Source organism: Prauserella alba (assembly GCF_024171735.1).
GTDB classification, from domain to species: Bacteria; Actinomycetota; Actinomycetes; order Mycobacteriales; family Pseudonocardiaceae; genus Prauserella; species Prauserella alba.
This window is the reverse complement of sequence record NZ_JAMTCH010000003.1, coordinates 829,107-851,993: the sequence shown is the minus strand read 5'-3', so window position 1 is coordinate 851,993 and position 22,887 is coordinate 829,107. Positions and strand designations below refer to the sequence as shown.

Here is a 22,887-nt window from a genome sequence, read left to right as displayed (position 1 = left end):
TTGTACGGCAGCAGCGCCGGTTTCGGCATCGCCGACGAATCACCGGGCCCGGGCCCGCACCGTGCCCGCCGACTCCGAATGGGCGAGACTCGCCCCTGCATCGACACGAAAGGACGCAGCGACGTGACCGAGATCGACATTCCGACCGTGGAACTGAACAACGGCGTGACCATGCCGCGGGTGGGGTACGGGGTGTACCAGGTGCCGCCCGACGAGACGGCCGTCGCGGTGACGACGGCGCTCGAGGCCGGGTACCGCAGCATCGACACGGCGACCCTGTACGGCAACGAGTCCGGCGTGGGCCGGGCGGTCCGCGACTCCGGCATCCCGCGCGAGGACCTGTTCCTCACCACGAAACTCTGGAACGACGCGCACGGCTACGACGCGGCACTGCGGGCGTTCGACGCGAGCCTCGCCGCGCTGGGCACCGACTACGTCGACCTGTATCTGATCCACTGGCCGGTCCCCGGCGCAGGCCTGTACCCGGAGACGTGGCGCGCACTGGAACGGATCAACGCCGAGGGCCGGGCCAGGGCAGTCGGCGTGTCGAACTTCCAGCCACACCACCTGGACACCCTCGCGGAGAACTCCGGCCTCGTGCCCGCGGTCAACCAGATCGAGGAGCACCCGTTCCTGCAACAGTCCGCGGTGCGCGAGTACGACGCGGCCCACGGCATCGTCACCGAGGCCTGGAGCCCGCTCGCCAAGGGCGGCGACCTGCTCGCGGACGAAACCGTCACGGCCCTCGCCGCCAAACACGGCCGCACGCCCGCGCAGCTCGTGCTGCGGTGGCATCTGCAGCTCGGGAACGTGGTCATCCCGAAGTCGGTCACACCCTCCCGCATGGCCGAGAACCTGCACCTGTTCGACTTCGAGCTCGACGACGACGACATGACACGGCTGGCGGGACTCGACCGGGGCGAGCGGACCGGGCCGGACCCGGACACGTTCAACCACCGCTGACGTCTGCCGCCCCCGTCACGACGTCCTGGCTCCCGGCGCGCCGGGAGCCAGGAGCCGGGACGGCCACACCCGCCTCGTCGACGTGGCCCTGGTCGTCGAGGTGGCCCTGGTCGTCGAGGTAACGCAGTTCGTCGAGGTAGCGCTGCGGCCGGCCGAACAACGCGGCGCTGCCGTGGGCACGTTTGAAGTACAGGTGGGCGTCGTGTTCCCACGTGATCGCGATGCCGCCGTGCAACTGGATCATCTCCGCGGCGATGTGCTGCAGGCTCTCCGAACACACGACCTTGGCCACGGCCACGTCCTCGTCGTCCGGCCCACTGCAGCCCGCCGCGGACGCGAACGCGGAGTGACACGCCGACCGGGCGGTTTCCAGCCGGACGAACGCATCGGCCAGGCGGTGTTTGACGGCCTGGAAACTCCCGATCGGCCTGCCGAACTGGCGGCGCTGCAGCGTGTACTCCACCGTCAGTTCCAAAGCCCGCTCGGCCGCGCCGGTCTGCTCCGCGGCGAGTACCACCACCGCCTCGGCCCGCGCCCGCCGCAGCGCAGGCGCAGGCAGCTCGCCGAGCCGGGTCCCGGTGACGTCGGACAGCGTGACGGTGGCGAGGCGGCGGAGCGGATCGAGCGCCTCGGCGTCGCGGCGGCTCACTCCGGCGGCTCCGGCGTCCACTTCGTACAGCGCAGGCCGCGCCTGTTCGCCCTCCGCGGCCGGCACCAGCAGCGTGTCCGCCTCGTCCCCGTCCAGCACGTACGCGGCCGTACCGCTGAGCACGGCCGAGGCGGCACCGTCGGGCGCGGCACTGTTCGACGCGGCACTGTTCGGTACCGGGCCGTCGGCGCCGCCGCGGCGGGCGGTGACGGCAGGCCGATCCGACCACCTGCCGTCCTCACCGGTCCAGGCCACGGCGGCTACCCGGCTTCCGTCGGCCAGGCCCGGCAGCAGCCGGGCGCGGTCCGGTTCGCCGGCGGCTTCCCCGATGAGTCGTGCGGCGAGCACCGAGGATCCGAGCAGCGGACTCGGCGTCAGCGTGCGGCCCAGCTCGTGGGCCACGACGCCGACCTCGGCGAGGCCCGCACCCGCGCCCCCGTACTTCTCGGGGATCGTCAGTCCGGCGACGCCGATCTGCTCACTCAGCTTCGACCACACCGCGGGGTCGTACCCGTCGCGGGAGGCCATCACGGCGCGGATGTCGGAGTGTTTCGCCAGCAATCCGCGCACCGCCTCACGCAGGGCCTCGCGTTCCGCCTCGCCGTCCTCAGCCGGCATGCTCACCTCGCACGGCCGTCAGCACGCGCGTGCGGTGGGCGTCCGCGGTGCCCCACGCACCGGCGAGCGCACGCACCTTCGTCAGCCAGAGGCCGAGGTCGTGTTCGGCCGTGTAGCCGATCGCGCCGTGCACCTGTAGCGAGGTGCGCGCGGCGAGCAGCGCCGCGCGGGTCGCGGCGACCTTCGCCGCCGACGTGTCCCGCAGCACCGTGGCCTCGCCTGCGCCGGAGGCGACTGTCACCGCCGCTCCGTCGACGAGCGGCCGCGCCAGCTCCAGGCGCACCGTGACGTCGGCGAGCAGATGTTTGACGGCCTGGTACTGCCCGATCGCCCTGCCGTACTGGCGCCGCTGCGCCGCGTACTCGGTCGCCATCGCCAGCATCCGCCGGGCCGCGCCGAGCAGCTGGGCGGACACGCCGAGCACGCCCAGCGCGTACGCATGGGGCCGCGCCCGGCCGAGCGCCTCACCGGACTCGCCCACCGGGAACAGGCCCCGCGCCGCGTCGATCGACGGCATCCGGCCCGCGGAGTCCACATCGGACGACAGCCGTACGGCGGATGTCCCGGCCAGCCGCAGCACGACGTCCGCCGCGTCGGCGTCCAGCGCCCTGGGCACCTCGGGCGGGATCGCCACCGTCACCATCGACTCCCCCGCGGCGACGCGCTCGAGCTCGCCACCACCGAGCAGCCGCGGCGCCACCGCGGCCGTCTCCACGACCGGGCCCGGCACCGCGTGATACCCGCACGCCTCCAGCGCCACCACGGCGTCGACGGGTTCCGCGGCGGCTCCCCCGTGTTCCTCCGGCACCAGCAGACCCCACACCCCGAGGTCGGCCAGTTCCCGCCACAGTTTCCTGCCGGGCTCGAACCGCCGCTCGGCCCACTCCCGCGCCACTCCCGGCGTGTCGGAGCCCGCCAGCAGTTCGTCCAGCGCCGCGGCGAAATCCCGCTGCTCGGGCGACAACGCGAACCTCATCGGCGTTCCTCCCTCGGCAGGCCCAGCACTCGCTCGGCGATCGTGTTCCGCTGAATCTGATCCGTACCGCCGTAGATCGGACCCGCCAGCGAGAACAGGTAGCCGTCCACCCACGGCGAGGCCAGTTCGCCGTCCGCCCCGAGCACGTCGAGAGCCGTCTCGTGCAGTGCGACGTCGACGTCCGACCAGGCCAGTTTGTTCACGCTCGACTCCGGTCCCAGCTGCTCACCGTCGGCCAGCCGGGTCGCCGTGCCATAGGTGTAGAGCTGGTACGCGCGGGTGTCGATCCACGCGTCCGCCACGCGCGACATCGTCGCGGTGGGCTCGCCGCGGTCTCCCCACAGCCGCACCAGCCGGTCCGCGAAGGCCAGGAACCGCCCCGGGCTGCGCAACGACAGCCCGCGTTCGTTGTTGGCGGTCGTCATCGCGACCCGCCAGCCGTCGCCGGGCGCGCCGATCACGTCCTCGTCGGGCACGAACACCTCGTCGAAGAACAGTTCGGCGAATCCCGGCTCGCCGTCCAGCTGCGGGATCGGGCGCACCGTGACGCCATCGGCGCGCAGGTCGAGCATCAGGTACGTCAGCCCGCGATGGCGCTCCGAGTCGGGGTCACTGCGGAAGAGGCCGAACGCCCGGTCGGCGAACGCCGCCCGGGAGCTCCACGTCTTCTGCCCCGAGACGAGCCAGCCTCCGCGAGTGCGGACCGCCCGGCTGCGCAGTGCGGCGATGTCGCTGCCCGCCTCCGGTTCGGACCACGCCTGCGCCCACACCTGCTCGCCCCGCGCCATCGCGGGCAGGATGCGGTCGCGCTGCTCCGCGGTGCCGTGGGCGAACAACGTGGGGGCGAGCATGAAGATGCCGTTCTGCCCCACGCGCCCGGGTGCGCCCACCGCGTAGTACTCCTCCTCGAACAGCAGCCACTGCAGCAGCGACGCGTCCCGGCCGGTGTACTCGGCGGGCCAGGTGACGACCGACAGCCGCGCCTCGGCGAGCCGCGCCTCCCACTCCCGATGGGCCGCGAATCCCTCGGCCGTGTCCATCGACGGCAGGCCCGGACGCGGCACGTTGGCGGCGAGCCACGCCCGGACCTCGTCGCGGAAGGCCGCCGACTCCTGATCGATGTCGAGGTCCATGTCAGCTCCCCGACTCGCGCATCGACTTCGCCGTCTGCCCCGCCAGCGGGTCTTCCTGCGTCTCGGCGTTGTGGGCGTGTGCGAAGTGGTGCAGGCCGAACACCGAGTCCATACCGGAGCGCATGCCCATCAGGTCCTGCGCCTGGTTCACGGCCTTCTTCGCCAGCGTGAGACCGAACGCGGGCATCTCGGCGATCGTGTCGGCGAGGGCCATGGCCGTGTCCTGCAGCTCCTCCCTGGGCACGACCCTGCTGACCATGCCCCACTCCTTGGCCTGCTGCGCGCCGAACCGCTGCCCGGTCAGCAGCACCTCCTTGGCGGCGGCGGGCCCGAGCACCCACGGGTGGGCGAAGTACTCGACGCCCGGGATGCCCATGCGCACCACCGGGTCGGCGAAGAACGCGTCCTCGGAGGCGACGATGAGGTCGCACACCCACGCGAGCATCAGCCCGCCCGCGATACAGGCACCCTGCACCGAGGCGATCACCGGCTTGGGAATCTCCCGCCAGCGCCGGCACATGCCGAGATACACCTCCGACTCGCGGGCAAACCGGCGATCGCCGCCCTCGCGGTCGGTGTGGTCCCACCACAGCACGGCCTTGCGGTCGTAGCTGACGTCCACGTCGCGGCCCGGCGAGCTGATGTCGTGCCCCGGCGAGCTGATGTCGTGCCCCGCCGAGAAGTGTTTGCCCTCCCCCGCCAGCACGATCACCTTCACCTCGGGGTCGTCGACCGCACGCGCGAAGGCGGCGTCGAGCGCGTAGGTCATCACCGAGTTCTGGGCGTTGCGGTACTCGGGCCGGTTCATCGTCACCACGGCGACAGCGCCGCGGCGTTCGTAGCGCACGGTCTCCTCGTCGGTGCCCGCGGCGCTGCTGTTCTCGGTCATGCCACTGTTCTCGGTCATGCCACCCTCTCCTTGCCCAGCAGGCGTTTCAGGACCTTCCCCGACGCGTTCCGCGGCAGTTCGCCGACGAACTCCACCGAGCGGGGACGTTTGTAGTTCGCGAGCCGCTGCGTGCAGTGTTCGAGCAGCGACTCCTCCGACGGCGAGTCACCCGCAGCCGGGTCCGCGGGCACGACGAAGGCCTTCCCCACTTCACCGAGCCGCGGGTCGGGCACGCCGATCACCGCCACCTCGCGCACACCGTCCACACGGGACAGTTCCTGTTCGACCTCGGCCGGGTAGACGTTGAAACCGCCGCAGATGTACATGTCCTTGAGCCGGTCGGTGATCGACAGGTTGCCCGCCTCGTCGAGGCGGCCCACGTCACCGGTGTGCAGCCAGCCGCCTGCGTCGATCGCCTGCGCCGTCGCGTCGGGGTCGTCGAGATAGCCGCGCATCACGTTCGGGCCACGCAGGAGCACCTCGTCGCGTTCGCCGATGCACACCTCGAACCCGGCCGCCGCCCTGCCACAGGTGCGCGCGATGGTGGCCGGATCGTCGCCGGGCTCGCACATCGTCGCGACGACCGCCTCGGTCAGGCCGTAGGCGGTGAGCACGGTGTCGAACCCGAGCTCGCCACCCATCCGTTCGACGAGCGTCACCGGCACCGTGGCCGCGCCGGTGACCGCCAGCCGCAGCGATGAGAGGTCCGCCGCCGCGCGCTCCGGGTGCTCGAGCAGTGTCCGGAACACGGTCGGGGCCGCAGGCAGCACGGACACGCGTTCGCGCCCGATCAGCTCGAGCGCGGCGGCCGCGTCGAAGGTGATCTGCGGCAACAGCGTCGCCCCGCTCAGCAGTCCGATGAGGACGCCCGCCTTGTAGCCGAAGCTGTGGAAGAACGGGTTCACGACGAGATACCGGTCGCGGGAGTTCAGCCCGCCCCGATCGGCCCATGCCGCGGCGACGTCCAGCGACTGGTGGTGCGCCGACAGCACACCCTTGCTGCGCCCGGTGGTGCCGGAGGTGAACAGGATGTCGGCGATGTCGTCGCCGGCGACGGCGGCGGCCCGCGCGTCGGCCTCGGCGGGTTCGACGGCCGCCGCCACGTCGACCAGGTCGTCCCAGTCCACGGCGACCGGGTCGGGTGCGAGCGGCCCCGGCAGCGGCACCCTCACGATCAGCCGGAGGGTGTCGAGGTCACCCTCGGCCGCGGCGGCCCTGGCCTCGGCGAGCCGGTCGGTGCCCAGGAAGTCGCCTGCGACGATCAGGGCCGTCGCCCTGCTGCGGCGGATCAGGTCGACCGTCTCGACACCGGTGAACCGGGTGTTGACGGGTACCAGGGTCGCCCCGGCGTAGTGCACGCCGAGTGCCGCGATCACCCAGTGATGGGTGTTGGGCGAGTTCACCGCCACCCGGTCACCGCTACGGACGCCGCGGGCGAGCAGTGCCCGCGCCACGGTGCGAACGTGTTCCAGAAGCTGATCGAACGTGATCCGCACCTGCCCGTCCACGATCGCTTCCCCGTCACCGAAACGCTTCGACGCTGCTTGGAGCGCATTCGGGATCGTCGCCGGAGTTACTGTCTCACTCATCCCGCTCCCTTGCTGGACGAGAAATCTAGAACGTGTTCTTATTATGCTAGCGCACGGTAGCAGGAGGTGTGAGTGGAAAACCACGAGCGATTCCGGCGAGAGGTGGCCACCTGGCTCGCCGACAACCTCACCGGCGAGTTCGCCGGCGTGCGAGGACTCGGCGGGCCCGGCCGCGAACACGAGGCGTTCGACGAACGCCTCGCATGGGAACGCCACCTCGCGGCCGCGGGGTGGACCTGCCTCGGCTGGCCCACCGAGTTCGGCGGACGTGGCCTGTCGGTCGCCGAGCAGGTGATCTTCCACGAGGAGTACGCGGCCTCGGGCGCGCCCGCGCGGGTGAGCCACCTCGGCGAGCAGCTGCTGGGTCCGACGCTCATCGCCTTCGGCACGCCGGAGCAGCAGCGCCGGTTCCTGCCCGCGATCCGCGCGGTCGAGCAGCTGTGGTGCCAGGGCTACTCCGAACCGGGCGCGGGCTCGGACCTGGCCGCGGTGTCGACCACGGCCCGCCTCGACGACGCGGCCCACGGCGACGGGAACGGGAGTTCCCCCGCGAATGGGGGCGCAGCCGGCGGGGGATGGATCGTCGACGGCCAGAAGATCTGGACGTCGTTGGCGCATGTCGCCGACTGGTGTTTCGTGCTCGCACGCACCGAACCGGGTTCGCGACGGCACCACGGGCTCTCGTACCTGCTCGTGCCGATGGATCAGCCCGGCGTGACCGTCCGCCCGATCACGCAACTCACCGGGACCTCGGAGTTCAACGAGGTGTTCTTCGACGGCGCTCGCACCGAGGCGGGCATGGTGGTCGGCGAGCCGGGCGACGGCTGGCGCGTCGCGATGGGCACGCTCGGCTTCGAACGCGGCGTGTCGACCCTCGGCCAGCAGATCGGGTTCCGGCGCGAGCTGGACGGCATCGTCGCGCAGGCGCGGGCGACGGGCACGATCGACGACCCGGTGCTGCGCGACGACCTCGTGCGCGCACGGATGGAACTGCGGGTGTTGCGTGCACACGCGCTGCGCACGCTGGAACGGGAACCGGGCCCGGACGTCGCGGTGGGAAAACTGCTGTGGGCGGGCTGGCACCGGCGGCTCGGCGAGCTGGCGATCCGTGCGCGCGGCGCGCGCGGTCTGGTCACCGGCGGCGATCTCGACGAGTGGCAGCGGCTGCTGCTGTTCAGCCGCGCGGACACCATCTACGGCGGTTCCGACGAGATCCAGCGCAACATCATCGCCGAGCGCGTACTCGGACTGCCGAAGGAACCCAGGAGCACGGAGGAGCGCCGATGACCGGAACGCCGGCGACCGCACCCGATCACGCGGAACCACCCGAGTACCCGAAACCCCATGACCTGCTGGCCGGCAAGATCGTCGCGGTGACGGCCGCGGCGGGCACGGGAATCGGCTCGGCGACGGCGCGGCGGTGTCTCGAGGAAGGCGCGCGGGTCGTCGTGAGCGACTGGCACGAACGCCGACTGGCGGAGAAGGCCGGGGAGTTGGCCGAGTTCGGCGAGGTGCACGCGGTTCCGTGTGACGTGACCGACGACGACCAGGTCGTCGCGCTCGTGGACGCGGCGTGCACCCGTTTCGGCAGGCTCGACGTGATGGTCAACAACGCGGGCCTCGGCGGCACACAGTCCATTCTGGACATGTCCGATGAGGAATGGGCCCGCGTGCTCGACATCACGCTCGGGGGCACGTTCCGGTGCACGCGCGCGGCTACCCGGCGGTTCGTCGCCCAGGGCGGCGGCGGGGTGGTCGTGAACAACGCCTCCGTCGTCGGCTGGCGGGCGCAGCGGGGCCAGGCGCACTACGCGGCCGCGAAGGCCGGCGTGATGGCGTTGACCCGCTGCGCGGCCATGGACGTGGCCGAACACGGCATCCGCGTCAACGCCGTCGCACCGAGCCTGGCGGCACACCCGTTTCTCGCCAAGGTCACCAGCGAGGAGCTGTTGACCGAACTGGCGGGCCGCGAGGCATTCGGCCGCGGAGCCGAACCGTGGGAGATCGCGAACGTCATGGTGTGGCTCGCGTCGGGTTACGCCACCTATCTCACGGGCGAGACCGTGTCCGTGTCGAGTCAGCATCCGTAGGAGGAACCATGGCCGAGGCCTACCTCGTCGACGCCGTCCGCACCCCCGTGGGCAAACGCGGCGGCGCACTGTCCACCGTGCACTCCGCGGATCTCGGCGGGCACGTTCTCGGGGCGCTCGTGGAACGTGCGGAGATCGACCCGGCGACCGTCGACGACGTGATCCTCGGCTGCACCGACACGCTGGGCCCGCAGGCGGGCAACATCGCGCGCACGGCATGGCTGGCCGCGGGCATGCCGGACCATGTGCCGGGGGTGACCGTCGACCGTCAGTGCGGGTCGAGCCAGCAGGCGGTGCATTTCGCCGCGCAGGCGGTGCTGTCCGGCACGGCCGACGCCGTGATCGCCGGCGGCGTGCAGAACATGAGCGCGATCCCGATCAGCGCCGCGATGCTGGCGGGCCGCGACTACGGCTTCGACGATCCGTTCTCCGGTTCGCAGGGCTGGCGCCGGCGCTACGACGACGTCGAGATCTCGCAGTTCCGCAGCGCCGACATGATCGCCCGGCACTGGGACATCGGCCGCGAACAGATGGAGGCCTACGCCTACCGCAGCCACCAGCGCGCCCTGCGCGCCGCTGACGACGGCGCCTTCGCCGGTGAACTCACCGCGGTGGCAGCACTCGCCGCCGACGAGGGCCCTCGCCGTGGAACCACCCCGGAGAAGATGGCCGCACTGCAGCCCCTCGCGGCCGACTCACTGATCACCGCGGCGACGGCCAGCCAGATCTCGGACGGTGCGAGCGCCGCGCTCGTCGTGTCGGAGGCGTACGTCCGCGAGCACGGGATCACCCCGCGGGCGCGGATCCACCACTTGTCGGTCTCGGCCGCCGACCCGGTGTGGATGCTCACCGGCCCGATCCCCGCGACGTCGCGTGCGCTGCGCCGGAGCGGGCTGTCGGTCGACGACATCGACCTGTTCGAGGTCAACGAGGCGTTCGCGAGCGTGGTACTGGCCTGGCTGGACGAGACGGGCGCCGACCCCGACCGCGTCAACGTCAACGGCGGCGCGATCGCACTGGGCCACCCGATCGGTGCCAGCGGCACGAAGCTCCTGGCCACGCTGCTGCACGAACTCGAACGCCGCGGCGGTCGCTACGGCCTGCAGACCATGTGCGAAGGCGGCGGCACCGCCAACGTCACGATCATCGAACGCCTCGGCTGATCCCGACGGCACCCCACCGTGTTGCGCTTCCCGGGGCCCGTGTTGCGCCCTCCGGGGCTCGCGCTGCGGTCTCCGGGGAAACGTGTCGCCCTTCCCCGGGGCCCGTGTTGCGCCACCGTGGTTCCGTCGGACCGCGTTGCGCCGCGGGTGACGCCACATCGCCATGTCGACACCCTCGGCATGCGGTCGAACCACGCCACCACGGGGACCGCCGAGGCTGTTCCACGCATCGCCACCCCGCCCCTGAATCGACAACACGACCCCGCGGCGATGCAACACGGCCCCCGGAATCGACAACACGAGGCGCGGAGGCGGCACGACGACCGCACTCCTCGATAGGGTGCCGTCGGGCGCGTGCGACGAAGGAGCGATGCGATGACCGGCACGACACCACGGATCGTGGTCAGCAGGTGGATCCCGGACGACGCCGTGGCGCTGCTGCGCGAGGTGGGTGAGGTGTGGCTGCCCGAGCCGGACCGCGCACTGCCCGCAGCGGAGCTGCACGAGGTCCTCGCCGGGGCCGACGCAGCCGTGGTCACGCTGAGCGAGCGGGTCGACGCCGCGTTCGCCGACGCCGCGGGCCCTGGACTGAAGGTCGTCGCGAACGTGGCGGTCGGCCACGACAACGTCGACGTCCCGGCGCTCGCCGAACGCGGCATCACGGTGACCAACACGCCGGGAGTGCTGACCGACGCCACCGCCGACATCGCGTTCGGCCTGCTGCTGTCGGTCACGCGCCGCCTCGGTGAAGGCGAACGCCTGCTGCGCTCGCGCACCCCGTGGTCGTTCCACCTCGGGTTCATGCTCGGCTCCGGCCTGCAGGGCAAAACGCTCGGCGTCGTCGGACTCGGGCAGATCGGCCGTGCGATGGCGGCGCGGGCACAGGCGTTCGGCATGTCCGTCGTCTACACGGGACGCCGCCGAGCACCCGCCGACGTCGAGGCGAGCCTCGACGCCACGTACCTGCCGCAGGACGAGCTGCTGGCCACCGCGGACGTCGTGTCGCTGCACTGCCCGCTCACCACCGAGACCCGCCACCTCATCGACGCCGAGGCGCTCGCGGCGATGAAACCGACGGCGTTCCTGGTCAACACCACCCGCGGGCCGGTCGTCGACGAGGCCGCACTCGCCGCGGCGCTGCGCGAGGGCACCATCGCGGGCGCCGGTCTCGACGTCTTCGAGCACGAACCCGACGTCCACCCCGGCCTGCTCGACCTCGACAACGTGGCGCTGGCCCCGCACCTGGGGTCGGCGACGGTCGAAACCCGCACCGCCATGGCGACACTGGCCGCCCGCAACGTGCTCGCCGTGCTGGCGGGCGAACCACCGCTCACCGAGGTGACACCGTGACCGCACCGACCCCGCGGCGCGTGGTCGTCGCACCGGACAAGTTCAAGGGCAGTCTGACCGCGGTCGAGGCCGCCGAGGCCATCGGCGCGGGCGTGCGCGACGCACTCCCGGACGCCGACATCGCACTGTGCCCGGTCGCCGACGGTGGCGAGGGAACGCTCGACGTGCTGCTGGCGGCGGGCGGAACCCGCATCGACCGGCGCGTGTCGGGGCCGCTGTCCGAGCCGGTCGAGGCCTGGTACGTCATGCTCGACGGCACCGCCTACGTGGAGTCGGCCCGCGCCTGCGGCATCGAGCACGTCACGCCGTCGCCGGACGTGGCCCTGGCGGCGCACACCCACGGTGTCGGCGAGCTGATCGCCGACGCGCTCCGGCGGGGTGCCCGGCAGATCGTGCTGACCGTCGGCGGCACCGCGAGCACCGACGGCGGGAGCGGCATGCTGCAGGCGCTCGGTGCCCGTCTCACCGACAGCACCGGAAGCCCCGTGGGGCTCGGCGGCGGGGCGCTCGCCGACGTCGTCTCCGTCGACCTGACCGAGACGCGCGCGCTGCTCGGCGACGCCCGGGTGCGCGTGGCGACGGACGTGACCAACCCGCTGCACGGCCCCGACGGCGCTGCCGCCGTGTTCGGCCCGCAGAAGGGTGCGGGTCCGGCGGAGGTCACAGCCCTGCGGGCACATCTCGAACGGTGGGCGGAGGCACTGGGCTTCACGGACCGGACCAGCGCAGGCGCCGGCGGTGGCATCTCCGGCGGAGCGATGGCCGCACTCGGCGCGACCGCGGAGTCGGGTTTCGACCTCGTCGTCGAACTCACCGGGGTGGCCGACGCGATCGTGGGCGCCGACCTGGTCATCACCGGCGAAGGATCACTCGACGCCCAGAGCCTCGCGGGCAAGGCGCCCGCCGGGATCGCCGCTATCGCGCGGCGCCACGGCGCCAGGGTCGCCGCGATCGCGGGCCGGGTCGCGCTGCCGTCCGAGCAGCTGACCGCCGCGGGGATCACGGCGGCCGTCGCGCTCGCGGACCACGCACCGTCGGTCGACGTCGCCGTGCGCGACGCCGCCACGCTGCTCCGTCGTCACAGCGCCGACCTGGCGCGGTCCGGGTGAACGCCGCCGACCCGTAGCGGCGGCGCGCCCGAACTACGGCACCGCGTTGCGACAGCGCCGCGCAACGACAGTGCCGCAGGACGACGGCGCTGCGTGACGACGGCGCCGGAGCACCCGGCACGGCCCCGACACGACGAAGGCCGGCATCCGGACGGGTCCGGATGCCGGCCTCGCGCTCGACAGCGGGTGCGTCAGCCTTCGCCTTCCGGCTGCTGCATCACCGCGAAGTTCAGCTGGCCCTGTTCGTCCTGCTGGACGTCCAGCACCTTGTCGTCGAGGAACGACGACGCCTTCTCCTCGAGGAAAACCCGCGCACCGCTCTCAGTGCCCAGCACCTGGTCGCCCTCTTCGGGGCCCGGAGCGACCGAAAGCGCGAGCTGAGCGCCCTCTTCCGTCTCTTCCCGGACCGCGAACCGGAGACCGGCGGCATCCTGACCGTCCTGGGCGGTCAGCGCGCTGATCGCCTCCACGGCAGCGTCAGTCATCGCAAGCATGGTCGCTATTTCCCTTCGGTTGCTTGGGCTGCCATTCCCACCGTAAACGTCGGCCACGTCGATCGCCCTACCGGCACGCCCTTTTCGGCACGGCTCCGGACTCGTCAGGAAAATCCACGAGAACGGCCGGGCGGCCCATTCCCGGCGATTTCCCAGGACGACGTCCGGGCAATACGCGCCGGCAGTCGGCGACGCCGTCGACCGCGCACCCGGGGACCTGGCCGTGCCCACCGCCGAACCCTGACGAGACAACGAGTACTCGCCCACCTGACCCGCGACGAGGCGTCCACCATCGCCCCACCTGGGCCGGCCGCGACAACCGGGCGCGCCACACTTTCCGAAAGTCCCCGACAGGAACTTTTCCGGCCCGGCTTCGTATGCCCGTGCGGTCGCGATAAACACGCCGCACACCACAGGAACCTCACATGCGAGACGCCACCCTGTAGTTGAAAGCCCACCCAGATGTTCTTACGGTGGAAAAGGCAAGGCGGACACAGATTTTCCGCCCGGATGGATCCCGTCCGGACGACATGCACAGCACAAGGATGTCCGTTTCTCATCCCGCGCTCGCCGACCCGACGGAGGGATACCGCAGTGCGACCCAGCCATTCCCAGGACCGCGGCCCGTTGACCGCCCGCACCAGCGCCCCGGCCGGCGCCGGTGATAGGGCGCTCGGACCGGCGCTCACCCCGGCCGGGGCGCCCTATGAGCAGACCGGACCGACCGGCACCGTCGGCACCTCCGGCATGCGCATCGACGCCGAACACCGTGCCGACGGCATCGTGCACGCCCGCGTGAGCGGCGAACTCGATCTGTCGTCCGCACCGGATCTGCGCAAGTGGATCCACGAGGAGCTCGCGGCACCCGCGCGGCTCGTGCTCGACCTGGACGGCGTCGACTTCCTCGGCTCGGCAGGTCTCTCCGTGCTCGCGGAACTGTCCGAACAGGCCGCCGTTTCCCGGCTGAGCTGGGCACTCGTCGCCGGCAGCCGCGTAGTGCTGCGCCCGCTGGAGGCAACCGGCCTCGCCGAGCAGATCCCCGTGCACACCGACGTCGACACGGCCGTGCTGGCCGTGTGACCCGGCGGGCCGGGGAACGCGGCGTACCTCCGGCACGGCCCGCCGTCGCATTGGTTCGGGTGGCTGCGGTCACCCGAACGAATGCGACGATCGCCACCGCCCGGTACGGGCGTGACCGGCGCCGTCGGCGACGTATCGTTCAGGTATGAGCTGTGTACCGGGCAGGGCGCGCGCGGCGGTGTGGGAACTCGCCCGGTCGTGTGCCCGGGAGCAGCCGGATCTGGCCCGGCACGTGCCGCTGTACGTGCTGGGCGGGGCCGTCAGCACCGGACTGCAGGCCCTGCTGTTCCTGCTGCTGCGCGACCCGCTGACCCCGGCGGCCGCCAATCCCGTCGCGATCGCCGTCACCACGGTGCTCAACACCGAGCTCCACCGGCGGATCACGTTCGCCGACGTCACCGGGCCGCGTGCTCGGCAGCACCTGCAGACCGTCGGCACGTTCCTGTTCTACGCCTGCGCGGGCACGGCGGCGCTCGGCCTGCTGCACCTGCTGGCCGAGCGCCCGTCGCCGACGACCGAGACGGCCGTGCTGGTCGCGACGAGCCTCGTCGGCGGGGTGGTGCGGTTCCTCGTCCTGCGCTCGTGGGTGTTCGTCTGGAGCCGTGATTCCGAGGCGGCCCGGTGAGGATGCAGAACCCACCGCCCGACGACACGGCGCGCGACGAGGACCACGGGGCCGATGCCGAACCCGACTACCGGTTCACGCTGGCCAACGAACGCACCTATCTGGCGTGGTTGCGCACGGCGCTCGGGCTGGTCGCAGGGGGCGTCGCGCTTCAGCAACTCGTTCCCGGACTCGCCTCCGAGGGGCCGCGCACGCTGCTCGCAACGCTGTGCGTCGGACTGGCCCTCGTGATCGCCACGGCCGCCTACCCGCGGTGGCGGGCGGTGCAACGGGCGATGTCCCGCGGTGGGCCGCTGCCGCGGAACGTCCTGCTTCCCGTGCTCGGGGCGGGTATCGCGGCCCTCACCGCACTCGCCCTCGTGCTGGTGATCACCGCATGAACGGGGACCAGCCGGAACGCACGGGTCTCGCGTGGCAGCGCACCGCACTGGCATCGGCCGCGTGCAGCGGGCTGTTGCTGCACGCCGCGGCCACGACCGACCACGCCGTACCGGCCGTCGCCGCCCCGATATCGATCGTGACCACGATCGTGCTCGCCGTCGCGGGAGCGGGCCGGGGCAGGCGGCTGCGCCGCAGCGTGGCCCCACTGCCACCGTCACTCGCGGCGACGGCCGCCGTGCTCGTCGCAGCCACGGCCGTCGTGAGTCTCGCGGCACTGCTCGCCGCGCTCACCAGCGGCCACTGAGCACAGCCGCCCGCTACCGCAACTGGCTGCGTAACTCGGGCAACAGCTCGGACTCGGCGGCGTCGAGGAACTCGTCCTGGTGATCGCCGCCGACCTGCACGAGCGCCAGGTCGGTGAACCCCGCGTCCCGGAACGGCCGTGCGGCGTCGACGACCGCCTGCACCGATCCGCCACAGGGAATCGCCGCGGCCACGTCCTCCTCGCGCACATACTGCGTCGCGGCCGCGAACGCCTGCGTACCCGGAAGTTCTGCGTTGACCTTCCAGCCGCCTGCGAACCAGCGGAACTGTTCCCGCGCCCGGCGAACGGCCTCGCCGGTGTCGCGCCCCCACGACACCGGAAGCTGGCCGATCTTCCGGGACGAACCCAGCCCGAGTTGCGCACGCGCCTCGTCCCACCGGCGGCACAGTGCGCCTGCCGGTTCCACCGCGATCATCGCCTCCGACGCCGCCGCGAACCGATCGACCGACTGGTCACCCGACACCGCGACGCCGATCGGCACGCGCCGCTGCGGCAGGTCCCACAGCTTCGCCGAGTCGACCCGGAAGTGTTGGCCCGCCCGGTTCGTGTAGCCGCCGTCGAAAAGATCGTTGATGATCTGCAGTGCTTCGGCGAGCATCTCGTGCCGCACGTTCACCGGCGGCCAGCCCCGCCCGACGACGTGCTCGTTGAGGTTCTCGCCGGAGCCGAGGCCCAGCAGGAACCGCCCGCCGGACAACTCCTGCACGGTCGCCGCCTGCTGGGCAACCACCGCCGGGTGATAGCGCATCGTCGGGCAGGTCACGAACGACATTAGTTCGACGTCGCCGGTCACCTCCGCGACCGCGCCGAGCACCGACCACGCGTGCGGCGCGTGTCCCTGCTCGTCCAGCCACGGCGAGAAATGGTCACTCATCACCTGGAACGCGAATCCGGCCCGTTCCGCCCGCGCCGCATCGGCGACGAGCCGACGCGGGCCGGCCTGTTCGGTCAGCAACGTATAACCGAAACGCACACGTCTCCCCTGCAGCCGGCCGTGGCCGGCCGCTCATCGTCACGACGGTTCCGGGTTCGCACCCGCGGCCACGGCTGCGCCCGCCGCCCGCGGTGCCGCCGCCGCGTCGACATCGGCACGACGGGCGGCAGGACCGCCGGCCGTGGCCCCGTGCTGCGGCGCGCCCCGGTACTGCGATCCCTGAGTGCTGGGCGGCGTCAGTGCAGCGCCGGTGCGGGCTCGGCTTCGACGCCGATGCGCTTGCGGCGGGCGATGGCTTCGCGCCGCTCGGTCTCGTCGAGACCGCCCCATACCCCGAACGGCTCCTGCACCGTCAGCGCGTGGTGTCGACATTGGACGATCACCGGGCACGTGCGGCAGACCTCCTTGGCCCGCGCCACCCGGTCGGCTCGCGCGAAACCGCGTTCGCCGTCAGGATGGAAGAACACCGAACTGTCCAGGTTGCGGCAATTCCCGTTCCGCTGCCATTCCCAGACTTCAGCCACCGGGGTCGGCAGCCGGGACGTGTCGGCCATGGTGATCACCTCCGTGAAGATGTGCGATGCGCGGTGTACCCGGCCGGTGCGGAAATCACACCTGCCGTGCGTCAGCGGTATTCGTCGTCGTCGACGGCCACCGGTTCCGCCTGGTCGGCGACGTCGGCGGGATCGGCGTCCAGCGGGACGGAAACCTCCGCCGGGCCGGGCTCGTCCCCGGCGCCGGTGTCGTCGGTGAACTCGCCGCGCTCGATGTCGTCGACGACCGGACGCCGCTGCTCGTCGACGTCGGAGGCCGGTGCGAGATCGTGGTTCTCCGTCATGATCGACGTGATACCCCGCCTGCGCGCCGTTCAATCACGGTTCGATCACCGAATCCCGCGTCGCCCCGCTCCCGGGCCCGGCCCGGCCGGACATACCTCCGGTATGCTCCGGCCACACTGCAGCGACGACGCCGGAGGATGCGCATGAGCGAGCGGCAGTACGACATCGTGGTGTTCGGCGCCACCGGGTTCACCGGCGGACTGACCGCCGAGTACCTCGCCGCCCACGTGCCGAACGGTTGCCGGTGGGCTCTCGCGGGCCGCAACACCGGCAGGCTGGAGGCCGTGCGCGAGCGGCTCAGCGCCATCGATCCGGCCTGTGCCGATCTGCCGCTGCTGCAGGCCGACGTCACCAACTCCGAGTCACTGCGCGCCGTCGCCGAATCGGCACGGGTCGTCGTCACCACCGTGGGCCCGTACCTGCACTACGGCGAACCGCTCGTCGCGGCGTGCGCCGAGGCCGGCACCGACTACGTCGACCTGACCGGCGAGCCCGAGTTCGTCGACCGCATGTACCTCGCTCACCACGAGACCGCCCGGCGCACCGGTGCCCGCCTCGTCCACGCGTGCGGACTCGATTCGATCCCCTACGACCTGGGCGCCTACTTCACGGTCGGCCAGCTGCCCGACGACACGCCCACCACGGTGGCCGCCCAGATCCGCGCGAACGCCGAGTTCTCCGGTGGCACGTTCGCGTCGGCGCTGACGGCGTTCTCCCGTGCCCGCCACATGACCGACGTCGCCAAGCGCCGCCGCCGCGCCGATCCGCGGCCCGCCGACCGCGAGATCCGCACACCCGGCGGCCCGCCCACGCGGGATGCCGAAACCGGCCGGTGGCTCGTGCCGATGCCGACGCTCGACCCGCAGATCGTGGCCCGTTCGGCGGCCGCGCTGCCCCGGTACGGCACGTCGTTCACCTACCGCCAGTCCGCGGCGATGAAGCGGCTGACGACACTCGTGGCAACCGGCGCGGGCCTCGGCGTGCTGGCGGTCGCGGCGCAGATCCCACCTGCGCGGAACGCGCTGAGCCGCATCCGCAAGCCGGGCGACGGCCCGAGTGCACAGCGCCGGGCACGCTCGTGGTTCCAGGTGCGCTTCACCGGCGAAGCGGGCGGGAAGCGTGTCGTCACCGAGGTGGCGGGCGGCGACCCCGGTTACGACGAGACCGCGAAGATGCTGTCGGAATCCGCCATGTGTCTGGCGTTCGACCAGCTGCCCGACACGGCGGGCCAGGTGACGACGGCCGTGGCGATGGGCGACTCGCTCGTCACGCGCCTGCAGAACGCGGGGCTGCGCATCCGCGTCCTCGATGAGTGACAGCTGCGTTGAGTGCCCCCAAGGGCACCTTGGTTGCGTTGAGTGCAACCAAAGTGCCCCTGGGGGCCGCAGCCGCCTGCGAGTGAGCCTCAGCTGACGAGGCGGCGGACGACGGCGTCGGCGAGGAGCCGGCCCCTGTCGGTGAGCACCGCGCGGCCGCCGTCCAGGTCCGGTGTGGACAGCAGTCCGTCGGCGGCGGCACGCCGGGCCTCCCGCACGCCGTCGCCGTCGAGCGCGTCGAGCGGAAGACCGTCGGCGAGGCGGAGTTCGAGCATGACCCGTTCGAGGTGACGGTCCTCGGCGGTCAGGCTCTCCTGCCCGCCGACGGGCAGTGCCCCCTCGGCGAGCGTCGCCGTGTAGCGGGCCGGATGCTTGACGTTCCACCACCGCACCCCGCCGACGTGCGAGTGCGCCCCCGGACCGGCGCCCCACCAGTCACCGCCGAGCCAGTAGCCGAGGTTGTGCCGGCAGCGCGCCTGCTCGGAGGCCGCCCAGTTGGACACCTCGTACCAGCGCAGGCCCGCCTTCTCGAGCATCGCGTCGAGCAGCTCGTAGTCGGCGGCCAGCACGTCGTCGTCCGGAATCGGGATCTCGCCCTTGCGGACCCGGCGGGCCAGCGCGGTGCCGTCCTCGACGATCAGCGCGTAGGCCGACACGTGGTCGACGCCGGCCTCCAGCACCGCGTCGAGGGAGGCCTGCAGGTCCTCGGTGCGTTCGCCGGGCGTGCCGTAGATGAGATCGAGGTTGACGTGGTCGAACCCCGCCGCGCGGGCTTCCGCCGCCGCGGCGACGGGACGGCCCGGCGTGTGCGTGCGGTCGAGCACCCGCAGCACGTGCGGCGCGGCCGACTGCATGCCCAGCGACACCCGCGTGTACCCGGCGTCACGGATCCCGGCGAACAGCTCAGGCGAGGTGGACTCCGGGTTGGACTCGGTGGTGACCTCGGCGTCTGCCGCGAGCCCGAAGGACTGCCGTACGGCGTTCAGCACCGCTGACAGCCCGTCGGCGCCCAGCAGCGACGGGGTGCCGCCGCCGACGAACACCGTGTCGACCGCCGGCGGCGTACCCAGGCGCCGCGCAGCGAGGTCGAGTTCCCGGCGGAGGCCTTCGAGCCAGTCCTCGGGCGCCGCGCCGGAGCCGAGTTCGCCTGCGGTGTAGGTGTTGAAGTCGCAGTAGCCGCAGCGGGTCGCGCAGAACGGCACGTGCACATACACCCCGAACGGCCTCGTGCCGAGTCCCCGCAGGGCGGAATCGGGCAGGTGAAGATCGTCCGGAGTGCTCACGCCCCCAGTGTCCCACCGCCACAGCCGGTGCTGTGCGCCCGCCGGTCCCTTCCCGCGGTCACCGTGGCGCTCGTGGGTCGAGCGGCGCCAGCCACCCGGCCGCCTCGTGCAGGCACGTCAGCCCGGTCAGCTCATCGGGCAGCAGCGGCACGGTGAGCACCCCGGGATGCGCGGCTCCCCCGCCACCGGCGAACCGTTCCCTGACGCGGGCGAGCACGCTGTGCTCCTGCTCTCGGCGCCGGGCGAGCACGCCGGACTCGTCGTCGGAGGCGACCCGGTTGACCAGCACCGCGCCGAGCGGCACACCCGCCTCGGCCAGCTGGTCGGCGGCCCGTTCGGTCTCGGCCAGCGGCAGCCGTTCCGGCACGAGCACGAGGTGCACGCGGGCGTCGTCGCGCAGCCGGGTCTGCAACGCCTCGAGCCGACGTCGCCGGGCCTGCAGCCGTTCCAGCAGCGGGTCGCGTTGCGCCCCCGTCTCGCCGAGCAGCCCGTCGGCGAACCGGTCGACGTCGCGGGCCTGTTTCCGGTTGTGCGCCAGCCCTTCGATCCACGGCGTGAGCAGCTCCGGCAGGCTGAGCAGCCGCAGCATGTGCCCCGTCGGGGCACTGTCGACGATCAGCAGGTCCCAGTCTTGGCCGGTGCGCTCGACGAGGTCGGTGAGCCGGTCCAGCAACGCCGATTCGACGGTTCCGGGACTGTCGACCGCGCGGCGCAGGTGCCGCTCCACGGCGGGCAGCACTTCCCGGGGCACCGCATGCCTGGCGTCCTCCAGGACCTCGGCGACCCGGTTGCTCGCCTGTCGCTCCCCGCTGATCTCCGCGGCCAGCAGCGACTCGCCGACCGGCCGCGGTTCGTCGGAGAGCGCCTCGCCGAGCACGTCGCCCAACGAATGCGCAGGATCGGTCGACACCACGAGCGTGCGCGCGCCGCGGCGCGCCTGCCGGACGGCGAAAGCCGCGGCGAGCGTCGTCTTGCCGACCCCACCTTTGCCGCCGAAGAACCGGATCAACAGCACACTCCGGTGTCGCCGAACTCGTCACGTCCCATGCGCCGGTGCCAGGCGTGGAAATCCGCCACGAGATACGGCACAGCGTCCAGGGTCTCGTAAGCGACCGGGTTGTCCACGCCGAGCGATTCGAGCAGCAGCAGCGTGCGCAGGGTGTCGTCGCGGCGGCGGGCCTCCTTGCGCAGTCCCTGCCGCCAGCGGGAGACGAACAGCAGCTCGTGGCCCCGTTCGAACCGGCGCCAGTACCGGACCAGCCGGTCGCCGAGCCGCCGACGTCTCCCGCCCGCGGTCACCGTTCGGTCAGCTCCGTCGGCTCCGGTTCGTCCGCGTCGTCGCCGGCGACACCACGGGCCCGGCGCAGCGCGAGTGCCGCCTCGACGATGAGCCACACGGCGAGCACGAAGATGATCGCGTCGAGCGGCGCGAGCACCCACTCGCTCTCGGCGACGAACGTGATGAGGTTGTCGATGAGCGCCCACGTCGTCATCACGACGAGGAACACCAGCGGCACCAGCACGGCGATCGGGTTGCGGCGGTTCTTGGTGACCCACACCGCGATGACGGACAGTGCCAGGCCCGCGGTCAGCTGGTTCGTGGTGCCGAACAGCTGCCACAACACGCCGAACGTGTAGCCCGCGTCGCCGCCGCCGGGCAGCAGTGCCAGCACGAGCGGGATGAACACGGCGATCAGCCCCGCCAGGGTCAGGTTGCGCGAGATCGCGCGGATGCGGACGATCTCGGCGATCTCCTGCACGATGTAGCGCTGCAGGCGCACGCCGGTGTCCATCGTGGTCGCGGCGAAACTGATCACCACGACGGCCGCGAACACCACGGCGGTCGCCTCCGGAACCCCGAGGTTGGCGGCGAAGTGGCCGACGCCGTTGACGAAGTTCGACGTCGCGCCGTCCGACGCCGTGGCGAAGTCCGAGTAGGCGGTGTGCCAGTCGGCCGTCGTCGCGACGATGCCCGCGGTGCACGCGAGGATCGACCCCAGCGCCAGCGACCCTTCGCCGACCGCACCGAAGTAGCCGACGTACCGGGCGTCGCTCTCCTTGTCGAGCTGTTTCGACGTCGTGCCCGACGACACGAGACTGTGGAACCCGGAGATCGCGCCGCACGCGATCGTCACGAACAGCAGCGGGAACCAGCTGGGCGAGTCGGCAGGGGCCTGGTCGTTGACCACGGGGGCCACGATCGTGTCCCAGCCGACGAGCACGCCGAGGCCGATCACGCCGAGCGCGATGAACAGCTGATGGGAGTTGATGTAGTCGCGCGGCTGCAGCAGCACCCACACCGGGATCCGGGAGGCCACGAACGTGTAGGCGAACAGCAGCACGACCCAGATGTTGCGCTCGGTGAGGAGCCCGTCCTCGGCGGCGATGCCCGCCAGCGAGATCGGCAGTGCCTGGCCGAGCAGGATCGTCACGTACAGCACGACGACCCCGATGAGCGACGGGACGAGCGCGGCGCTGCGCGTGCGGTAGATGTACTGGCCGATGCCGATGGCCAGCGGAATCTCCAGCAGGATCGGCAGCACGGCCTCGGGGTTGGCCACGAACAGGTTCCCGATCACCACGGCGAACACGGCGTTCACCAGAGTCAGCAGGAAGAAGATGATCAGCAGGAAGAGCACGCGGGCGCGGGTGCCCACCACTTCGCGGGTGAGCGTGCCGATGCTCTGCGCCTTGTGCCGCACCGACACCACGATCGCACCGAAGTCGTGCACGCCCGCGGCGAAGATCGTGCCCGCCACGACCCACAGCAACGCCGGTCCCCAGCCCCAGAACACCGCGATGGCGGGACCGACGATCGGTGCCGCACCGGCGACGGACGTGAAGTGGTGTCCGAACAGGACGTGCTTGTTGGTCGGGATGAAGTCCACGCCGTCCCGCATGGTGTGCGCGGGCGTCGGCCTGCTGTCGTCGAGCGCGTACACACGGCGCGAGAGGTATCCCGAGTAGTAGCGATAGCCGAGGTAGAACAACACCCCGACGATCAGGACCATCACGATGGCCGGCATGGACGTTCCTTCCCGTGAGCGACGTTGACACGGTGGTCAGGCGACGTGGGACGGT

General features: G+C 71.9%; 24 protein-coding genes. 11 read left to right on the top strand and 13 right to left on the bottom strand.

Annotation, left to right across the window (positions count from 1 at the left end):
• The first annotated feature begins 171 nt into the window (after window positions 1–171).
• Window positions 172–963, top strand: a complete 792-nt coding sequence (locus LY12_RS03830) for an aldo/keto reductase (protein WP_253854869.1) — start codon at window positions 172–174, stop codon at window positions 961–963.
• Here LY12_RS03830 and LY12_RS03825 read toward each other — a convergent pair.
• The 5 genes from LY12_RS03825 to LY12_RS03805 are packed head-to-tail and all read right to left on the bottom strand — an operon-like array spanning window position 950 to window position 6,817.
• The gene (locus LY12_RS03825) at window positions 950–2,230 is read right to left on the bottom strand and encodes an acyl-CoA dehydrogenase family protein (protein ID WP_253853280.1); all 1,281 of its coding nucleotides are present in this window, start codon (window positions 2,228–2,230) and stop codon (window positions 950–952) included. The genes LY12_RS03830 and LY12_RS03825 overlap by 14 nt on opposite strands.
• Window positions 2,220–3,206 (bottom strand): acyl-CoA dehydrogenase family protein, encoded by a 987-nt coding sequence (locus tag LY12_RS03820; RefSeq protein ID WP_253853279.1) that lies wholly within the window; start codon window positions 3,204–3,206, stop codon window positions 2,220–2,222. Before LY12_RS03820 ends, LY12_RS03825 begins: the two co-directional genes overlap by 11 nt.
• Complete coding sequence (locus LY12_RS03815) at window positions 3,203–4,339, bottom strand: acyl-CoA dehydrogenase family protein (protein ID WP_253853278.1); 1,137 nt, start codon at window positions 4,337–4,339, stop codon at window positions 3,203–3,205. The genes LY12_RS03820 and LY12_RS03815 overlap by 4 nt, the downstream gene beginning before the upstream one ends.
• 1 nt (window position 4,340) lies before the next feature.
• Entirely contained in the window at window positions 4,341–5,246 is a 906-nt protein-coding gene (locus LY12_RS03810; protein WP_253853277.1) for an enoyl-CoA hydratase, read from the bottom strand.
• Window positions 5,243–6,817, bottom strand: a complete 1,575-nt coding sequence (locus LY12_RS03805) for a FadD3 family acyl-CoA ligase (RefSeq protein ID WP_253853275.1) — start codon at window positions 6,815–6,817, stop codon at window positions 5,243–5,245. The genes LY12_RS03810 and LY12_RS03805 overlap by 4 nt, the downstream gene beginning before the upstream one ends.
• A 72-nt stretch (window positions 6,818–6,889) precedes the next feature.
• On the opposite strand from LY12_RS03805, the gene LY12_RS03800 reads away from it, so the two are divergent.
• The 5 genes from LY12_RS03800 (at window position 6,890) to LY12_RS03780 (ending at window position 12,529) form a co-directional block, all read left to right on the top strand.
• On the top strand, window positions 6,890–8,104 hold the full coding sequence (locus tag LY12_RS03800; RefSeq protein ID WP_253853274.1) for an acyl-CoA dehydrogenase family protein: 1,215 nt from the start codon (window positions 6,890–6,892) through the stop codon (window positions 8,102–8,104).
• Complete coding sequence (locus LY12_RS03795) at window positions 8,101–8,907, top strand: SDR family oxidoreductase (RefSeq protein WP_253853273.1); 807 nt, start codon at window positions 8,101–8,103, stop codon at window positions 8,905–8,907. The genes LY12_RS03800 and LY12_RS03795 overlap by 4 nt, the downstream gene beginning before the upstream one ends.
• A gap of 8 nt (window positions 8,908–8,915) precedes the next feature.
• Window positions 8,916–10,070 carry an acetyl-CoA C-acetyltransferase gene (locus LY12_RS03790; RefSeq protein WP_253853272.1) on the top strand — a complete coding sequence of 385 codons (1,155 nt, stop codon included), beginning with the start codon at window positions 8,916–8,918 and terminating at the stop codon, window positions 10,068–10,070.
• Window positions 10,071–10,445: 375 nt separating this feature from the next.
• A complete protein-coding gene (locus LY12_RS03785) occupies window positions 10,446–11,420 on the top strand; it encodes a 2-hydroxyacid dehydrogenase (protein WP_253853261.1) in 975 nt (324 codons plus the stop codon).
• Window positions 11,417–12,529 carry a glycerate kinase gene (locus LY12_RS03780; protein WP_253853260.1) on the top strand — a complete coding sequence of 371 codons (1,113 nt, stop codon included), beginning with the start codon at window positions 11,417–11,419 and terminating at the stop codon, window positions 12,527–12,529. Before LY12_RS03785 ends, LY12_RS03780 begins: the two co-directional genes overlap by 4 nt.
• A 191-nt stretch (window positions 12,530–12,720) precedes the next feature.
• Here LY12_RS03780 and LY12_RS03775 read toward each other — a convergent pair whose 3' ends face one another.
• Window positions 12,721–13,023: an iron-sulfur cluster biosynthesis family protein gene (locus LY12_RS03775; RefSeq protein WP_183654643.1), complete on the bottom strand. Its 303-nt coding sequence runs from the start codon at window positions 13,021–13,023 to the stop codon at window positions 12,721–12,723.
• A 594-nt stretch (window positions 13,024–13,617) separates the two neighbouring features.
• Between LY12_RS03775 and LY12_RS03770 the strand changes: the two genes are divergently transcribed.
• The 4 genes from LY12_RS03770 to LY12_RS03755 all read left to right on the top strand — a co-directional run bounded on the left by LY12_RS03770 (window position 13,618) and on the right by LY12_RS03755 (window position 15,413).
• Complete coding sequence (locus LY12_RS03770) at window positions 13,618–14,103, top strand: anti-sigma factor antagonist (RefSeq protein ID WP_253853259.1); 486 nt, start codon at window positions 13,618–13,620, stop codon at window positions 14,101–14,103.
• A gap of 145 nt (window positions 14,104–14,248) precedes the next feature.
• On the top strand, window positions 14,249–14,728 hold the full coding sequence (locus tag LY12_RS03765) for a GtrA family protein (protein ID WP_253853258.1): 480 nt from the start codon (window positions 14,249–14,251) through the stop codon (window positions 14,726–14,728).
• Window positions 14,729–14,730: 2 nt separating this feature from the next.
• Window positions 14,731–15,108 (top strand): YidH family protein, encoded by a 378-nt coding sequence (locus LY12_RS03760; protein ID WP_253854866.1) that lies wholly within the window; start codon window positions 14,731–14,733, stop codon window positions 15,106–15,108.
• A complete protein-coding gene (locus LY12_RS03755; protein WP_253853257.1) occupies window positions 15,105–15,413 on the top strand; it encodes a DUF202 domain-containing protein in 309 nt (102 codons plus the stop codon). Before LY12_RS03760 ends, LY12_RS03755 begins: the two co-directional genes overlap by 4 nt.
• A 13-nt stretch (window positions 15,414–15,426) precedes the next feature.
• Here the strand turns inward: LY12_RS03755 and LY12_RS03750 are convergent, their stop codons facing one another.
• The 3 genes from LY12_RS03750 to LY12_RS03740 all read right to left on the bottom strand — a co-directional run bounded on the left by LY12_RS03750 (window position 15,427) and on the right by LY12_RS03740 (window position 17,206).
• Entirely contained in the window at window positions 15,427–16,407 is a 981-nt protein-coding gene (locus tag LY12_RS03750; RefSeq protein WP_253853256.1) for a TIGR03557 family F420-dependent LLM class oxidoreductase, read from the bottom strand.
• 197 nt (window positions 16,408–16,604) lie between these two features.
• Entirely contained in the window at window positions 16,605–16,922 is a 318-nt protein-coding gene (locus tag LY12_RS03745) for a WhiB family transcriptional regulator (RefSeq protein WP_253853255.1), read from the bottom strand.
• Between the two features lie 71 nt (window positions 16,923–16,993).
• A complete protein-coding gene (locus LY12_RS03740; RefSeq protein ID WP_253853254.1) occupies window positions 16,994–17,206 on the bottom strand; it encodes an Rv3202a family protein in 213 nt (70 codons plus the stop codon).
• Window positions 17,207–17,350: 144 nt separating this feature from the next.
• On the opposite strand from LY12_RS03740, the gene LY12_RS03735 reads away from it, so the two are divergent.
• Window positions 17,351–18,523, top strand: coding sequence for a saccharopine dehydrogenase family protein (locus LY12_RS03735; RefSeq protein WP_253853253.1), 1,173 nt, complete (start codon window positions 17,351–17,353; stop codon window positions 18,521–18,523).
• An 89-nt stretch (window positions 18,524–18,612) separates the two neighbouring features.
• Here the strand turns inward: LY12_RS03735 and hemW are convergent, their stop codons facing one another.
• Genes hemW through LY12_RS03715 form a run of 4 tightly spaced genes read right to left on the bottom strand, consistent with a single transcriptional unit; the run spans window position 18,613 to window position 22,832 of the window.
• Window positions 18,613–19,806 carry a radical SAM family heme chaperone HemW gene (gene hemW, locus LY12_RS03730; protein WP_253853252.1) on the bottom strand — a complete coding sequence of 398 codons (1,194 nt, stop codon included), beginning with the start codon at window positions 19,804–19,806 and terminating at the stop codon, window positions 18,613–18,615.
• A 58-nt stretch (window positions 19,807–19,864) separates the two neighbouring features.
• Window positions 19,865–20,821, bottom strand: a complete 957-nt coding sequence (locus LY12_RS03725) for an ArsA family ATPase (protein WP_253853251.1) — start codon at window positions 20,819–20,821, stop codon at window positions 19,865–19,867.
• The gene (locus LY12_RS03720) at window positions 20,812–21,105 is read right to left on the bottom strand and encodes a cory-CC-star protein (RefSeq protein ID WP_253853250.1); all 294 of its coding nucleotides are present in this window, start codon (window positions 21,103–21,105) and stop codon (window positions 20,812–20,814) included. Before LY12_RS03720 ends, LY12_RS03725 begins: the two co-directional genes overlap by 10 nt.
• Entirely contained in the window at window positions 21,102–22,832 is a 1,731-nt protein-coding gene (locus LY12_RS03715; protein WP_253853249.1) for a carbon starvation CstA family protein, read from the bottom strand. The genes LY12_RS03720 and LY12_RS03715 overlap by 4 nt, the downstream gene beginning before the upstream one ends.
• Window positions 22,833–22,887 lie beyond the last annotated feature (55 nt).

Coding starts and splice junctions, on each gene's coding strand:
- LY12_RS03820 (WP_253853279.1), bottom strand. CDS start 3,206: ATGAGGTTCGCGTTGTCGCCCGAGCAGCGGGATTTCGCCGCGGCGCTG.
- LY12_RS03795 (WP_253853273.1), top strand. CDS start 8,101: ATGACCGGAACGCCGGCGACCGCACCCGATCACGCGGAACCACCCGAG.
- LY12_RS03790 (WP_253853272.1), top strand. CDS start 8,916: ATGGCCGAGGCCTACCTCGTCGACGCCGTCCGCACCCCCGTGGGCAAA.
- LY12_RS03810 (WP_253853277.1), bottom strand. CDS start 5,246: ATGACCGAGAACAGTGGCATGACCGAGAACAGCAGCGCCGCGGGCACC.
- LY12_RS03765 (WP_253853258.1), top strand. CDS start 14,249: ATGAGCTGTGTACCGGGCAGGGCGCGCGCGGCGGTGTGGGAACTCGCC.
- LY12_RS03715 (WP_253853249.1), bottom strand. CDS start 22,832: ATGCCGGCCATCGTGATGGTCCTGATCGTCGGGGTGTTGTTCTACCTC.
- LY12_RS03760 (WP_253854866.1), top strand. CDS start 14,731: ATGCAGAACCCACCGCCCGACGACACGGCGCGCGACGAGGACCACGGG.
- LY12_RS03825 (WP_253853280.1), bottom strand. CDS start 2,230: ATGCCGGCTGAGGACGGCGAGGCGGAACGCGAGGCCCTGCGTGAGGCG.
- LY12_RS03785 (WP_253853261.1), top strand. CDS start 10,446: ATGACCGGCACGACACCACGGATCGTGGTCAGCAGGTGGATCCCGGAC.
- LY12_RS03815 (WP_253853278.1), bottom strand. CDS start 4,339: ATGGACCTCGACATCGATCAGGAGTCGGCGGCCTTCCGCGACGAGGTC.
- LY12_RS03830 (WP_253854869.1), top strand. CDS start 172: ATGCCGCGGGTGGGGTACGGGGTGTACCAGGTGCCGCCCGACGAGACG.
- LY12_RS03775 (WP_183654643.1), bottom strand. CDS start 13,023: ATGCTTGCGATGACTGACGCTGCCGTGGAGGCGATCAGCGCGCTGACC.
- LY12_RS03735 (WP_253853253.1), top strand. CDS start 17,351: ATGAGCGAGCGGCAGTACGACATCGTGGTGTTCGGCGCCACCGGGTTC.
- LY12_RS03745 (WP_253853255.1), bottom strand. CDS start 16,922: ATGGCCGACACGTCCCGGCTGCCGACCCCGGTGGCTGAAGTCTGGGAA.
- LY12_RS03755 (WP_253853257.1), top strand. CDS start 15,105: ATGAACGGGGACCAGCCGGAACGCACGGGTCTCGCGTGGCAGCGCACC.
- LY12_RS03805 (WP_253853275.1), bottom strand. CDS start 6,817: ATGAGTGAGACAGTAACTCCGGCGACGATCCCGAATGCGCTCCAAGCA.
- LY12_RS03740 (WP_253853254.1), bottom strand. CDS start 17,206: ATGACGGAGAACCACGATCTCGCACCGGCCTCCGACGTCGACGAGCAG.